The 14,254-nt window shown below is 35.5% G+C and carries 15 protein-coding genes and 2 tRNA genes; 12 read left to right on the top strand and 5 right to left on the bottom strand.

The genetic code is table 11. From position 1 onward, the window contains the following. Positions 1 to 147: 147 nt before the first annotated feature. Positions 148 to 675 (top strand): hypothetical protein, encoded by a 528-nt coding sequence (locus CJF12_RS14040; RefSeq protein ID WP_034684628.1) that lies wholly within the window; start codon positions 148 to 150, stop codon positions 673 to 675. Between the two features lie 73 nt (positions 676 to 748). Here the strand turns inward: CJF12_RS14040 and CJF12_RS14035 are convergent, their stop codons facing one another. Further along, complete coding sequence (locus CJF12_RS14035; protein WP_034684631.1) at positions 749 to 3,280, bottom strand: ATP-dependent Clp protease ATP-binding subunit; 2,532 nt, start codon at positions 3,278 to 3,280, stop codon at positions 749 to 751. 153 nt (positions 3,281 to 3,433) lie between these two features. Between CJF12_RS14035 and CJF12_RS14030 the strand changes: the two genes are divergently transcribed. The 5 genes from CJF12_RS14030 to CJF12_RS14010 are packed head-to-tail and all read left to right on the top strand — an operon-like array spanning position 3,434 to position 7,091. Next, complete coding sequence (locus CJF12_RS14030) at positions 3,434 to 3,661, top strand: hypothetical protein (protein ID WP_034684634.1); 228 nt, start codon at positions 3,434 to 3,436, stop codon at positions 3,659 to 3,661. Next, complete coding sequence (locus CJF12_RS14025) at positions 3,658 to 4,752, top strand: glycosyltransferase (protein ID WP_034684637.1); 1,095 nt, start codon at positions 3,658 to 3,660, stop codon at positions 4,750 to 4,752. Before CJF12_RS14030 ends, CJF12_RS14025 begins: the two co-directional genes overlap by 4 nt. Before the next feature lie 48 nt (positions 4,753 to 4,800). Then, complete coding sequence (locus tag CJF12_RS14020) at positions 4,801 to 5,220, top strand: SufE family protein (protein WP_034684642.1); 420 nt, start codon at positions 4,801 to 4,803, stop codon at positions 5,218 to 5,220. Positions 5,221 to 5,222: 2 nt separating this feature from the next. Further along, a complete protein-coding gene (locus tag CJF12_RS14015) occupies positions 5,223 to 6,188 on the top strand; it encodes a glycosyltransferase family 9 protein (protein WP_034684644.1) in 966 nt (321 codons plus the stop codon). Positions 6,189 to 6,191: 3 nt separating this feature from the next. Then, entirely contained in the window at positions 6,192 to 7,091 is a 900-nt protein-coding gene (locus CJF12_RS14010; RefSeq protein WP_034684647.1) for a glycosyltransferase family 2 protein, read from the top strand. A gap of 63 nt (positions 7,092 to 7,154) precedes the next feature. On the opposite strand, the gene CJF12_RS14005 is transcribed toward CJF12_RS14010, so the two are convergent. From CJF12_RS14005 to CJF12_RS13995, 3 genes are all read right to left on the bottom strand, one after another. Further along, positions 7,155 to 7,229, bottom strand: a tRNA-Val gene (locus CJF12_RS14005). 32 nt (positions 7,230 to 7,261) lie between these two features. Beyond that, a tRNA-Val gene (locus CJF12_RS14000) sits at positions 7,262 to 7,336 on the bottom strand. A 42-nt stretch (positions 7,337 to 7,378) separates the two neighbouring features. Further along, the gene (locus CJF12_RS13995; protein ID WP_034684650.1) at positions 7,379 to 8,623 is read right to left on the bottom strand and encodes a bifunctional folylpolyglutamate synthase/dihydrofolate synthase; all 1,245 of its coding nucleotides are present in this window, start codon (positions 8,621 to 8,623) and stop codon (positions 7,379 to 7,381) included. A gap of 97 nt (positions 8,624 to 8,720) precedes the next feature. Between CJF12_RS13995 and CJF12_RS13990 the strand changes: the two genes are divergently transcribed. The 5 genes from CJF12_RS13990 to CJF12_RS13970 are packed head-to-tail and all read left to right on the top strand — an operon-like array spanning position 8,721 to position 12,936. Then, a complete protein-coding gene (locus CJF12_RS13990; RefSeq protein WP_034684653.1) occupies positions 8,721 to 10,061 on the top strand; it encodes a TolC family protein in 1,341 nt (446 codons plus the stop codon). A 1-nt stretch (position 10,062) separates the two neighbouring features. Further along, entirely contained in the window at positions 10,063 to 10,653 is a 591-nt protein-coding gene (locus tag CJF12_RS13985) for a SprT-like domain-containing protein (RefSeq protein WP_034684656.1), read from the top strand. A gap of 2 nt (positions 10,654 to 10,655) precedes the next feature. After that, positions 10,656 to 11,738: a mannose-1-phosphate guanylyltransferase gene (locus tag CJF12_RS13980; protein ID WP_034684658.1), complete on the top strand. Its 1,083-nt coding sequence runs from the start codon at positions 10,656 to 10,658 to the stop codon at positions 11,736 to 11,738. A 33-nt stretch (positions 11,739 to 11,771) separates the two neighbouring features. Then, positions 11,772 to 12,434, top strand: a complete 663-nt coding sequence (locus tag CJF12_RS13975) for a hypothetical protein (RefSeq protein ID WP_034684660.1) — start codon at positions 11,772 to 11,774, stop codon at positions 12,432 to 12,434. Then, the gene (locus tag CJF12_RS13970) at positions 12,403 to 12,936 is read left to right on the top strand and encodes a GNAT family N-acetyltransferase (protein ID WP_051887278.1); all 534 of its coding nucleotides are present in this window, start codon (positions 12,403 to 12,405) and stop codon (positions 12,934 to 12,936) included. Before CJF12_RS13975 ends, CJF12_RS13970 begins: the two co-directional genes overlap by 32 nt. 211 nt (positions 12,937 to 13,147) lie before the next feature. Here the strand turns inward: CJF12_RS13970 and bcp are convergent, their stop codons facing one another. Continuing rightward, a complete protein-coding gene (bcp, locus tag CJF12_RS13965; RefSeq protein WP_034684662.1) occupies positions 13,148 to 13,597 on the bottom strand; it encodes a thioredoxin-dependent thiol peroxidase in 450 nt (149 codons plus the stop codon). A gap of 33 nt (positions 13,598 to 13,630) precedes the next feature. Between bcp and CJF12_RS13960 the strand changes: the two genes are divergently transcribed. Next, on the top strand, positions 13,631 to 14,251 hold the full coding sequence (locus tag CJF12_RS13960) for an endonuclease III domain-containing protein (RefSeq protein WP_034684666.1): 621 nt from the start codon (positions 13,631 to 13,633) through the stop codon (positions 14,249 to 14,251). Positions 14,252 to 14,254 lie beyond the last annotated feature (3 nt).

The raw sequence follows: 14,254 nt of genomic DNA, 5'->3' as shown, positions 1-14,254 counted from the left end.
CGATAATCCTATTCGCAAAAAAAGTTATAATTTTAAACATTGATAAAAACGATATTATATGAAATCATCATGGATTGGATTAAATATAAAAGTCTTATGAAGATAATCGATTCCATATAATCCTTAAAAACAATTAATTAACTGCATATGAAAAAATTATTTATTCCATTATTGCTGATCCTTTCGCTGCCTGTATTTTCTCAGGTTTCGGTTGGTGCTCCCATAACAGAAACAAACCGGTGGACATTCGGTGGAGGTATTGGCTTAGGCTTTGGTAGTAACAGTTCGTTTTCACTTCAGGCAGCTCCAAGAGTAGGGTATATGGTTACCAATGACCTGGAAGCAGGAGTGATAGGGAGTATTTCATGGCAGACTTCAGATTTTTATAGATCAACAATGTTTGGAGTAGGGCCTTTTGTCAATTACTATTTCGCAAGATCATTTTATTTAGGAGGTAATTTCCAGCATTATTTCATCGATTATAAAGATAAATACTATGGTTATAAGGATAACAGACAAGAAAGTGCTCTTTATCTGGGCGGAGGGTATATGCAAAGGATAGGAGGAAATTCTTTTATGCAATTAGGCTTGATGTATAATGTTTTATATAAAGAGCGGTCAAGTATTTTCTCGAGTGGTTTAGTTCCTAATATTGGTTTTGTGATCGGGCTTTAGTCTGAAACAGAATATAACGAAATAAAAAAAGCATCGGGAATTCCCGATGCTTCTTTCTTAACAAAATTACTTTTTATTGTGAAGACTTTTCAGTCGTCTTTTTAGTTTTGTGGGCTTTTCCTGTTAACCCGTCTTTTGCTTCGTTAACATCCAGGACAATAGTTTCTCCTTCGTTTAATTGCTTATTTACCAGCATTTCAGCTAATAAATCTTCAATATATTTCTGGATAGCTCTCTTCAGTGGTCTTGCTCCAAAATCTTTATCCCATCCTTTTTCGGAAATAAAGTCTTTTGCTGCATCAGTTAAATCAACTTTATATCCTAATTTTTCAAGTCTGTTGTAAAGTTTGTTCAACTCAAGATCAATGATTTTCTTGATATCAGCCTGCTCAAGAGAGTTGAAGATTACAATATCGTCAATTCTGTTTAAGAACTCAGGAGCAAATGCTTTTTTAAGTGCATTTTCGATGGTACTTCTCGCTCTGGTATCTGAATTTGATTTTTTAGCAGAAGTTCCAAATCCAACTCCATCTCCGAAATCTTTAAGATCTCTTGTACCGATATTTGAAGTCAGGATAATAATGGTATTTCTAAAATCAATTTTTCTGCCTAAGCTGTCTGTAACATGTCCTTCGTCCAAAATTTGTAAAAGGATATTAAATACGTCAGGGTGGGCTTTTTCAATCTCATCTAAAAGAACCACAGCATAAGGTTTTCTTCTTACGGCTTCAGTCAGCTGACCACCTTCTTCATACCCAACGTATCCCGGAGGCGCACCTACTAGTCTTGATACTGCGAATTTCTCCATATATTCACTCATATCAATTCTGATCAATGCTTCATCAGAATCAAAAAGTTCTCTGGCCATTACTTTGGCAAGCTCAGTTTTACCAACACCTGTTGTTCCAAGGAAGATAAATGTTCCAATAGGACGGTTTGGATCTTTAAGACCGGCTCTGTTTCTTTGAATAGCTTTAACTACTTTTCTTACAGCGTCTTCCTGACCGATTACTTTTCCATTCAGGTTGTTATCCATCTGAGCTAATTTATCAAGCTCATTCTTACCAACTTTAGTTACAGGAACACCACTCATCATAGAAACCACTTCTGCAACATTTTCTTCAGTTACGGTTTCTTTTTTCTCTTTTACATCTTTATCCCACTGATCCTGAGCCGCATTAAGCTCCATTTGAAGACGTTCCTCTTCATCTTTCAGCTTTCTTGCCTCAAGGTAATCCTGAGCTTTTACAGCCTTCTGTTTCAGTTCTTTAATATCTTCAATTTTCTTTTCGAAGTCAATGATTTCAGTAGGCACTTTCATGTTTTTAATATAGACACGTGAACCTGCTTCATCCATTGCATCAATCGCTTTATCTGGTAAGAAACGGTCGGTAATGTATCTTGATGTCAGATTGACACAAGCTAATATCGCTTCCGGTGTATAAACAACATTGTGGTGTTCTTCATACTTATCTTTGATCTGATTTAAAATCTGAATGGTTTCATCAATATTGGTTGGCTCTACCATTACTTTTTGGAATCTTCTTTCCAGAGCTCCGTCTTTTTCAATATACTGACGGTATTCATCCAGAGTAGTGGCTCCAATGCATTGAATTTCACCTCTTGCCAATGCTGGTTTAAACATATTGGATGCATCCAAACTTCCCGTAGAACTTCCGGCACCAACAATGGTATGAAGCTCATCGATAAATAAGATGACATCGCGGTTTTTCTCCAACTCCGTCATAATGGCTTTCATTCTTTCTTCGAATTGACCACGATACTTTGTTCCGGCAACTAAACTTGCCAGATCCAGAGTGATGACTCTTTTACCAAAAAGAACTCTTGAAACTTTCTTCTGCTGAATTCTTAAAGCCAGACCTTCAGCAATAGCTGATTTACCAACTCCAGGTTCCCCGATAAGAAGCGGATTGTTTTTCTTTCTACGAGAAAGAATCTGAGAAACCCTCTCAATTTCTTTCTCACGACCGATAACAGGATCCAATTTTCCATCTCTTGCCAAAGAAGTAAGGTCTCTACCGAAGTTATCTAATGTAGGAGTCTTGCTTTTTGCAGAACCTAAATTTCCTGCAGGCTTTCTCATTTGCTCAAAATCTTCTCTTTCGTCGTCATCGTCATAGGCGCTCATCTGAGGTGCCTGCCCTGAATTTTTAAGCATTGTTTGATACTCTCTTGAAACTCCTTCATAATCGATGTCGTAAGCTCCTAATATATTTGAGGTGGGGTCTTCATATTTATAAAGAATGCCTAAAAGCAAATGAACGGTATTAATTTCATTACTTTTGTATTGTCTGCATTCTAACTCTGCACGTTTAACAGCATGATCTGCCATCTTAGTGAAAGAAATATTTGTTACCTCCTCAGAAATAGGATTAAGACTTGCTGTATTTAGAGTTTCAATTTTTCTTCTGATTTGTGTTAAATCGGCATTAAGGTTTTGAAGGATTTCTTTTGCAGAGTTTTCTGTTTTTATAATACCTAAAAGTAGATGTTCTGTATTAAGAAATTCACTTTTCAGCCTTTTAGCTTCATTTTTGCTTTGTTTGAACACTTGGCTCAAACCTTGTGAAAACTTATAATCCATAATATATCTCAATTAGAATAAAGATAGAATTATCTTTTATTCATTATCTAAATTACAAATATTTTACCAAAAATGAATAAATGACTTTATGGCAGAAAAAAGTTTTATTATCTTATTGAAAATGATTAAGTTTGTTTCCTTTAAATTTTTCTTATGAGTCCCGAAATTGCTACTTACGTCGGATATTCTGCTTCACTTTTTATCGTGTTGAGTTTTATTTTAAAAGATGTAAGAAAAATACGAATCGTAAATATGGTGGGCTGTATTTGTTTTGTCATATATGGTATCTACAGTGGAATGCTCTGGCCGGTGATCATTCCTAATGGACTAATCTGTTTCATACAAATTTATCATTTGATGGCAGGAAAGAAGAGTTCATGAAAAAAAAAATAATTACATCCGCTTTCAGTAACCTATTTACAGACCAGCGAATAGAGAAGGTTTGTAAGACTTTGCATGACAACGGATATGTAATAGAACTTATAGGAAATGACTGGGGAGGAGCCCAGGAAATGGAAAGGCCTTATCCTTTTTCACGAATCCCTTTAAGGTCAAAAAGCCTGAAAACGGCCTATTTTGAATTCAACTGGAAGCTTTACCAAGCGTTAAAGAAAAGAGTGGATAAAAACACCATACTGCATGCAAATGATGTTGATGCATTGCTTCCTAACTATCTTGTCTCCAAAGAATTTAAGATTCCTCTGGTTTTTGACAGTCATGAAATTTTTTCTGAGATGCCGGCAATTCAGGGCAAAATGTCACAAAAACTCTGGCGATACCTGGAAAAGAAAATTCTTCCTGAAATCAGATTGATGATCACTGCAAGCAAAAGTTATGCAGAGTGGTTTCAAAAAAGGTATCACGTAAACCCTGTTGTTGTACAGAATGCACCAAAAAGAATCAGTTTTACCTTACAAATCCCTGAAAATAATCCGAAGATCATTTTATATCAAGGCGCTCTAAATCCGTTCAGGGGAATTGATAAAGCCATTTTGGCAATGCACCGTCTGGAAGGGGTTATTTTTAAAATTGCGGGTGATGGTCCCCAAAAAAGAGAATTCGAAGATTTGGTAATTCGTGAAAATCTACAACATAAAGTTAAGTTTCTGGGGAAATTAAAACCCGAGGACTTAAGAAAGGTAACGCTTTTAGCAGATGCAGGATTGAGTATTGAGGAAAATGGAGGAGACAGTTATTTATACTCTCTGCCTAATAAGGTATTAGACTGTATCCAGGCAAGAGTCCCTTTGATTTTGGCAGACTTTCCGGAAATGAAGAGAATCAAAGAACAATTTAATGTTGGGGAAATAATCAAAGACCATCAGCCTGAAAGTATTGCAAGGGCTATAACTCTGGTTTTGGACAGAGGCAGGGGGAAATATCAAGACGAATTGGAAAAAGCGTCAGAACTTCTCTGCTGGGAAAATGAAGAAGTAAAACTGCTGGAAGTTTTCCAAAAAGCATCACAATAAAAAAACTTTACAAAATTGGCTATCTTTGCACAAAGAAATAGTTAAAAGATGACCATTAAAGAAAAACAGCAGGAAATAATCGATGAATTTGCGTTTCTTGAAGATTGGGAGCAGAAGTATGAATATATTATTGACCTTGGAAAAGACTTAAAAGGACTTTCTGAAGATAAGAAAACAGATGACAACCTTATTAAAGGCTGCCAGAGTAAAGTTTGGATCGATGCTGAATTCAAAGACGGGAAACTTTTCTTTAATGCAGATTCTGACGGGATTTTACCAAAAGGGATTGTTTCATTATTGGTAAGTATTTACAGTGGACATTCTACACAGGAAATTTTAGACTCAGATTTTGAGTTTATTTCGGAAATAGGGCTTCAGGAGTTTCTTTCTCCATCCAGAGCCAATGGTTTAATGGCAATGACCAAACAAATTAAATTTTATGCGGTTGCCTATCAACTCAAGTCGTAGTTGTGACCAGAATTTTAGCATACCGTTTTTCTGCTTTTGGTGATGTTGCAATGACAGCGCCGGTTTTTCGTGAGTTTCTTGAACAAAATCCGGATGTGGAAATTATTATGGTTTCCCGGAAGAATTTTGAAAGCCTGTTCTCGGATATTCCGAATATTATATTTAAAGGAATTAATCTGGATGATTATAAAGGTTTTTTTGGACTGAACAGATTGGCCAATGAACTTATAAAAGAATTCCATCCGGATTATATAGCCAATCTTCATGATGTGATCAGGACTAAGGTCTTGGATAAAATCTACAGGAGAAAGGGATATAAAGTATTCAAAATAGATAAAGGGAAAGAGGAGAAAGAAAAGCTTACAGATATCTGGAATCTGGATAAAATCCAGCTGAAAAGAACGGTTGAACGTTATGCTGATGTTTTCAGAGAAATGGGCTTTGAGGTAAAACTGTCCGATCAGCTGAGACCAGGTTCTCAGAAAAAATCAGGAATAGGATTTGCTCCTTTCGCTCAGCACAAAGGGAAAATGCTCCCTTTAGAGAAATCTTATGAGCTGGCGAGAGTTTTGGCCAAGAGGGAAATGGTGTACTTCTTTGGAGGCGGGAAAAAAGAAACGGAAACTCTTGAAAGATGGGAAACTGAAATTCCCAATACCAAAAGCTTATCCGGAAAATTGAACCTTAAAGAAGAACTCAATAAAATAGCAGAATTGGAACTGATGATTTCGATGGATTCTGCGAATATGCATTTGGCTAGTCTTGTAGGTACACGTTGTGTTTCTATATGGGGGGCAACGCATCCATATGCAGGGTTTTTAGGATTTGGACAGAGTGAGAATGATGTCGTACAGATTAAAGATTTAACATGTAGACCGTGTTCCGTATTTGGCGATAAAGAATGCTATCGGGGAGATTGGGCATGTCTGGAAGAGCTGGATATTCAGAAAATTATTGAAAAAATATAATTGATGAAAATCTCCATCTGTATTCCTGTGTATAACTTCGAGGTAGGTGAATTGGTGAATGATCTCAAGAACGAAATTTCAGAGAAAAACCTGAATGCAGAAATTCTTTTAATAGACGATGCTTCAGATGAAAAATTTATTGATATCAACCGTGGACTTCAACAAGAAGCAGATCATTTTATCTTTCTTGAAAAAAATATAGGCCGATCCAGAATCCGCAATCTTTTTCTGGATTATTCTGGAGGGGATTATTTGCTTTTTCTGGATTGTGACGGAAAAATAATTGAGAAGAATTTTTTAGAAAATTATATTTCATTTATTGTTAATAACTCCACTACACAGGTAATATATGGAGGCAGAAAAGTTTCAGAATCATTTCCGGATCAGGATCATTATCTAAGGTGGAAATTCGCAATAGAACGTGAAAATTTACCAGTTAATAAGCGCTTAGAAAATCCTTATTTAAGTTTTCAAACCAATAATTTTATCATTAAAAAAGAGACCTTACAAAAAGTTCGTTTTAATTCCGAGTTTCAAAAATACGGGTATGAAGATCTACTTTTTGCAATGGACCTGCGGGCGGAGAATATTAAAATTGATCATATTGAAAATCCTATTTTTAATAATGATGTAGAAAATAACCAACTTTATCTTGAAAAAGTAAAAGAGTCTGTTGAAAGCTTATCCAATATGCTTAAAAATAAACAGTTGAGTGGGCGGCTTTCTGAAGTTAAACTGGTAAAGGCTTACAAAGTGTTGAAAAATCAGCCTTTGAGGTTGTTTTTCAAATTATTTTTTACAGCGGGAAAAAGGGTGTTAAAAAACCATCTTTTAAAAGGTACCGGAAGTCTTCGGTATCTCGATCTTTACAAACTTGGGTTGTTGTTGGAAAGAATGCCTTAATTGTCTTGTTGACAGCATAGGATAGAAAAAGAAAAATCTCCCAATTTCTTGAGAGATTTTCTGTGGGCCCTGAGGGATTCGAACCCCCGACCCTCTGGGTGTAAACCAGATGCTCTGAACCAACTGAGCTAAGAGCCCTGAATTTTTTTGAAAGGCTTCAGTAACCTTTGTGGGTCCTGAGGGATTCGAACCCCCGACCCTCTGGGTGTAAACCAGATGCTCTGAACCAACTGAGCTAAGAACCCTCTATACTTGTTTTCTCGTTTAGAGTGGTGCAAATATACGACTTATCTGTAAATCTCCAAATTTTTTTCTAAAAATTCTCCAACAACAAAGTTACTTCCGCCGATAAAAATCATTTCCTCATTTGTACATTGTTGTTTTGCAGAAAGATAGGCTTCCTGTACAGAATCAAAAATTTTATAAATAATTTTTGCTCCAATGAGCAAATCTTCATACTCTTTCGGATGTCTTCCCCTATGAATGGCTGGTTTTGCAAAATAGAACTGAGCGTTCTCAGGTAATAAGCCCATGACTTCATCTATTTTTTTATCATTCACAAATCCCAGAATAACATGCTTATATTTTTTTATGGAATTTAACTGTGAAAAGACCTGTTCTAAACCCGCCTGATTATGAGCGGTATCACAAATTGTCAATGGGTTTTGTGAAAATTCAAACCAGCGGCCGATAAAGTTGGTATTACGGTGAACGTTCAGCAGTCCGTCTTTGACATTCTTATCGGAAATTGAGACCTTTAATTGTACCAGCTCTTCTACTAAAGCTAAAACAACCCTGATGTTTTTCTGTTGGTAATTCCCTTTTAAATCTGATTTTAAATCAGAATGTATTAAAGAGGCATCAATAAAAGAAGTATTTTCTTTTTCTGCTTTAGCTTTAAGAATGCTTTTTACAATTTGATTTTCGTCTCCGGAAATAATAGGGACATTAGGTTTAATAATGCCGGCTTTTTCTCCAGCGATTTCCTGGATAGTGTTTCCTAAAATATTCTGGTGGTCTAACTGTACGTTAGTAATAGCAGCAACTAAAGGTTGGATAATATTGGTAGAATCAAGCCTTCCTCCCAGCCCAACTTCAATAATAGCGAAATCAACCTGCTTCTGATAAAAATATTCAAAAGCCATAATGGTAGTAAATTCAAAAAAAGAAGGAAGTATATCTTCCGGAAGGGTTTTTAATTTCTGAATAAAATTGAAAACAAATCCTTTATCACAATTTTCACCATTTATCTTGATCCGTTCCGTAAAATCAATTAGATGAGGTGAATTATAGATTCCAATCTTATAGCCTGCCTCCTGAAGAACAGAGGCGAGCATATTAGTTGTAGAGCCTTTTCCATTGGTGCCTCCGATGTGAATACACTTTATTTTATCCTGCGGGTTATCGAAAAAGGCACAAAGCCTCCTGATATTATCTAAACCAGGCTTATAAGCCTTCTCTCCATCAACTTGATAGTTGGGTGCTTGTACGAAAAGCCAATCAACGGCTTCCTGATATTGTTCGGTTGTCATGGTGCAAAATTCTCAAAACTTTTATTAAAATGAAACATTAATTTTTCAAAGTGTAACTTTTTAATATTTAGTTCGTCTAATCTTGTAAAATCTTTATATGAAAAAAGTTTGGATTATCGTTTTTGGATTAACTTGCCTGGGATTGAGTGCTCAGAAAAAATGGTCCTTAAGAGAATGTGTAGACTATGCTGTGAAGCATAATCTTCAGGTTATCCAAAATGAATATTCGAAACAAACCCAGGACGCCAATCTAAAAATTGCTAAAAAAGGGTATTTACCTTCTCTTTCTGCGAGTGTAGGCAATACTGTGAGTTTCGGACAGGCATCCCTAGGAACAGGGAGTATTAGGAACGACAGATTCAGTAATAATGCCAGTCTCGGAGCTGAGATTTTGGTTTATAACAATGGAAGACTGGAAAAAACAGTTAGAAAAACTCAGTTTGATGTTGAGGCGAGCCAATATGATATAGAAACCATACAAAATGATATTTCTCTGCAAATAGCACAACAATATTTGACGACATTACTGAATAAAGAAATTATAAAAATTTCTCAAAGTGCCGTTGATAATGCACAAAAACAATATGATAGAGCTAAAATAACAACGCAGGTAGGAACAACGGCTGAAACGGTTTTGGCAGAGGCTCAATCCGCATTGGCAAGAGAAAAACAAAATCTTAAAACCGCCGAAATTAATACCGGAAGAAGCCTATTTGCACTTGCTCAGCTATTGCAGTTGCAGAATTATAAAGAATTCGATGTAGAAGATGTTAATGTTCCTGATCAGCTTTCCCCCCAGCTTCAATCCGTTGAAGAGGTTTTAAATACTGCTTATGATAATCAGCCGCAGATAAAAGCTGCAGAAAGCAGAATTAGATCTGCTGAAGCACAGACGGAAGTATCAAAGACTGCATTTTGGCCAACAGTTACTGCAAATGCCGGTATAGGAAGTTTTTATAATAATTTATTGAATACCAATAATGTAGGGAATTCTCTTGTATATATTAGTGAAAGAAACTTTTTCCAACAGTATAAAGACAACTTCGGACAACAAGCTGGAGTGTCAGTGAATGTTCCTATTTTCAACAAAGGAATCACAAAATTGCAGGTAGAGCAATCAAAGATCAATGAAAGTATCGCTAAAACAACCTATCAGCAACAAAGACAGGTGGTGAGGGAAAATGTACAGAAAGCCCAGTTTGATGTAGAAGCTAATTATGAATCCTACCTTGCGGCAGTAGAAGCAGAAAGAAGTACAAAGCTTTCTTTGGATTTCGCGGATAAGAGTTACGCTGCAGGAAGAACGACTATTTTTGATCTGAATGTTGCAAGAAATAATTATGCGAATGCTCAAGGGTCTGTTGCTCAAGCAAAATTTAACTATCTTTTCAGTCTTAAATTGTTGAATTTCTATGCAGGAATTCCATTAAGTTTGTAAAATGTCTATTCAATCATTAGAAAAATATTTACCATCTAACACTCTACAGTATTTAAAAGTCTGGTTCTCAGACTACTATATTCATATAAAAATAACACGAAACAGGAATTCTAAATTGGGAGATTACCGAAAACTCCCGGATCATTCTCACGAAATTACCATAAACTCAACCCTGGTACCTGAGCTTTTTTTCTTTGTCCTTACCCATGAGCTGGCACATTTGATTGCTTTCGAAAAATATGGACGTAGGATTTTACCTCATGGAAATGAATGGAAAGCAACTTTCAGACTAATGCTGTTGGAGAGTATTGAGGCATACAGTGAAGATTTAAGACCTATCATCAATAGATTTTCAAAATCTCCAAAAGCTAATTTTATGGCAAGCCCTGATTTGGTCAAATATTTCCATATTGAAAAACAGGATGATAAGCTCCAATTTATAGAAGAATTGCAGAAAGGAGACTATTTCATGTACCGAAACGAGAAGTATTTTTTAGAAGGTCTGATTAAAAAAAACTATCTTTGTAAGAACCTCGCTACTGGAAGGAAGTATTCTTTCAAGCCTTTGGCAAGGGTAGAAAAATGTAATTAAACATGTCAAAATCAGATAAATACTGTGTTATAATGGCAGGAGGAATTGGTAGCAGATTCTGGCCTATGAGTACACAGAAATTTCCAAAACAATTTCAAGATATTTTAGGAGTTGGGCGCACGATGATTCAGCAGACCTATGACAGAATTAGCAAAGCTATTCCTAATGAAAATATATTTGTTATCACCAATAAGGAATATGTAGCTCTGTCCCATCAGCAGCTACCTGAAATTCCGGAAGACAATATTGTTGGAGAACCTCTGATGAAAAACACGGCGGCCTGTAATCTTTATATGGCCAATAAAATTGCAGAAATTGATCCTAATGCTACTGTTATCGTTCTCCCTGCCGATCATCTGATTCTGAAAGAAGATGTTTTTATGGAGAAGGTAGAATTGGCTTTTGATATTGCATCTAAAAATGACTATCTGGTTACATTGGGAATTACGCCTACAAGACCAGATACAGGATATGGATATATACAATTCGTAGATAAACAAAACGCGGAATACTTTAAAGTAAAAACATTTACAGAGAAACCTATTTTAGAAATAGCTAAAAGCTTTCTGGAAAGTGGTGATTTTCTCTGGAATGCAGGTATTTTTGTCTGGAATGTAAAGAGCATTCATCATGCTTTTGAAATGTATCTTCCTGAAATGACACAGCATTTTATGGCTTGTGAATATAATTCTGAAGGAGAAAACAGCTGTATTGAGCTTATCTATCCAAAAGTTCAAAAGATTTCTATTGATAATGGAATTCTGGAAAAAGCTAAAAATGTATATGTAATACCTTCTGATCTGGGATGGAGTGATTTAGGAACCTGGACTTCTGTTTATGAAAATGCAGAGAAGGATACAAACGACAATGCAGTAAAGATGAAGCATGTCTTAACCTATAATGCCAAAGGGAATATTGTTCGTATGAAGAATAACAATAAGGCAGTGATTATAGACGGACTTGAAAACTATATTGTTGTAGATACAGATAGGGCTTTGCTTATTTGCCCAAGAGACAATGATCAGCTTATTAAAGATTATGTTCTTGATTTGAAAAATTTTAAAAAAGGAGAGAAGTTTATGTAATAAATAGCTCTACCTTTTACTAATTTTTGAATTATGAGAAAATCAGCGTTTAAATTCATATTACTTGCTTTTACTTTAGTAGGGGCACTTATATATTCTCAGGAAAAAAAGAAATTTTCCAGTATTCCTAATGTTTTAAAGAGAATTGAGCCTAATGATAAAATAGATTTTTGGGTACTGGTATATAATACATATGCCAAAGATCAGGAGATCAAAGTTTCAGGAACAAAGAAAGATTATACCCCACAGTTTTCCGGATTTGATTTGTTTCCGGATGAAGACAGTTTTTATTATATTGCTTATTCGGCAGGAGGTAAATTGAATTACGTAACTGATCTTGAGGGACTTAAAAAGTTTATTGGAAGGATCGATAATGTAGAGGAGGCTGCAATTGCCGCAACAATAGATGGATATATGGTTGATGAAGAGTTTAAGGATATTGCCGGAAACTATTACGAAGACGGTTCCAGTTATTATATGGATTTGGGAAAATTAACCTCTAAAGAGTGTCCTTATCAGAAAACACACTATACCTTGACAGTGAGTAAGTCTACAGGAGTTGTTACTCATGTTAAAGATAATGGAACATACATTGAGCTTTATAATAAGAAATGTGCGAATAATCCGAGGCTTTTAAAAATCGAAAAAAAAGAAGAACCTAAAGATGAGCCAAAAAAATCAACCAAAAGAAAATAATTTTTACGAAACAGAGCGGTTAATCATCCGTCCGGTATCTTTGGATGATGCTCCATTTATCCTTGATCTGTATAACAGACCAAATTTTATCAGATATATTGGTGATCGTCATTTGAAGACAATTTCTGATGCTGAAAACTATATTAAAAATAGATTTCTTCCGCAGCTTGAAAAGCTGGGGTTTGGAAATTACCTGCTTATTACTAAAGATGAAAATGAGAAAATTGGTGCTGTAGGAATTTTTGAACGAGAAGGACTGGATATTGTAGATATCGGGTTTTCGTTATTAAATGAATTTGAAGGTAAAGGCTATGCATACGAGGCAGCCCAAAAAGTAAAGTCGATTGGGATGGAGGACTTTGGACTGACAAAAATCTCTGCCATTACATCAAAAGATAATTTTTCTTCGCAAAAGCTTATTGAAAAACTAGGATTGAAATTTCTAAAACATATTACGCTTCCTAATGAAGAAGAGGAGCTAATGTATTACGAAACAGAATAATTGATGCTCTTTTAATAAAGGAAGAATTCAATCTTAATATTCTTAACTCCTAACTAACTATTTAATGGTTTAATGAACCATTAAGCTAGATTAAGATGTTAAGAATATTAAGAGATTTTCCTTCCTTGAAAAAACAAACATTGGTTGAATTCACAATTGGCAAACCAGCAATTTTGTCTTTAAAGCAGAAGGTTATTCATTCTTAAAAGAGTTATCCTTCAAGAATTTGAGCAGCAGCAGTTTTTGAAGTCACTTTTTCAATAACTCTTGTGCAAATTCCTTTTTCATCAAAAATAAAAGTAGTTCTTACAATTCCCATATACGTCTTTCCAAACGTTTTTTTCTCCTGCCATACTCCGAATTTTTCGATGATGTCACGGTTTTCATCTGCAATTAAATCATATGGAAAAGCAAATTTGCTATGGAAATTTTTTTGCTTTTTTACAGAATCCCCACTAATTCCCAATAGCTGGAAGCCTGCCTTTTCCAATTGTGAGTAATTATCACTTAAATTACAAGCTTCCACTGTACAGGTTGGTGTATTCGCCTGAGGATAAAAAAAGATGACTAATTTTCTCCCGATTAACTTGGATGAAGTTACTTTTTCTCCATCCTGGTTAATTCCTTCAAAATCTGGTAATTTGTCTCCTACTTTCAACATAATAATTTATTTTTGTTCAAATTTAAGGGTTACATGACAAAAAAACAAAGAGCCGAGCTTGTTCAAAGTGAGCTCGATAAATTATATCCGACAACACCTATTCCACTGGATCATACAGATCCCTATACTTTGATGGTTGCAGTGGCACTTTCTGCACAGACGACAGATAAAAAAGTAAATCAGGTTACTCCTAATCTTTTTGAAGTAGCCGGAACTCCTCAGAGAATGGCCAGATTGGAAGTTTTTCAAATTAAAGAGCTGATTAAAGAAATCGGGTTATCCAATACCAAGGCAAAAAACTTGAAGGGAATGGCTGAGCTTTTACTGGAGAGACATAATGGAGTAGTTCCGCAAACATATGAAGAATTAGAGGCGCTTCCGGGAGTTGGACACAAAACAGCTTCTGTGGTTATGAGTCAGGGATTCGGATTTCCTGCCTTTCCTGTTGATACGCATATTCATCGCCTGATGACGCAATGGAAACTTACTTCAGGGAAAAATGTGGTAGAAACAGAGCGAGATGCTAAGAAACTATTTCCTGAAGAGGTTTGGAACAAGCTTCATCTCCAGATTATTTTTTATGGAAGAGAATATTCACCTGCGAGAGGGAAGGGAGAAAAAGACTTTATTACTAAAATGATGTTTGAGAAGTAAAAC

This window comes from Chryseobacterium piperi (assembly GCF_002285635.2).
GTDB classification, from domain to species: domain Bacteria; phylum Bacteroidota; class Bacteroidia; order Flavobacteriales; family Weeksellaceae; genus Chryseobacterium; species Chryseobacterium piperi.
The sequence above is the reverse complement of the archived record's forward strand: the minus strand, read 5'-3'. Positions and strand labels throughout refer to the sequence as shown.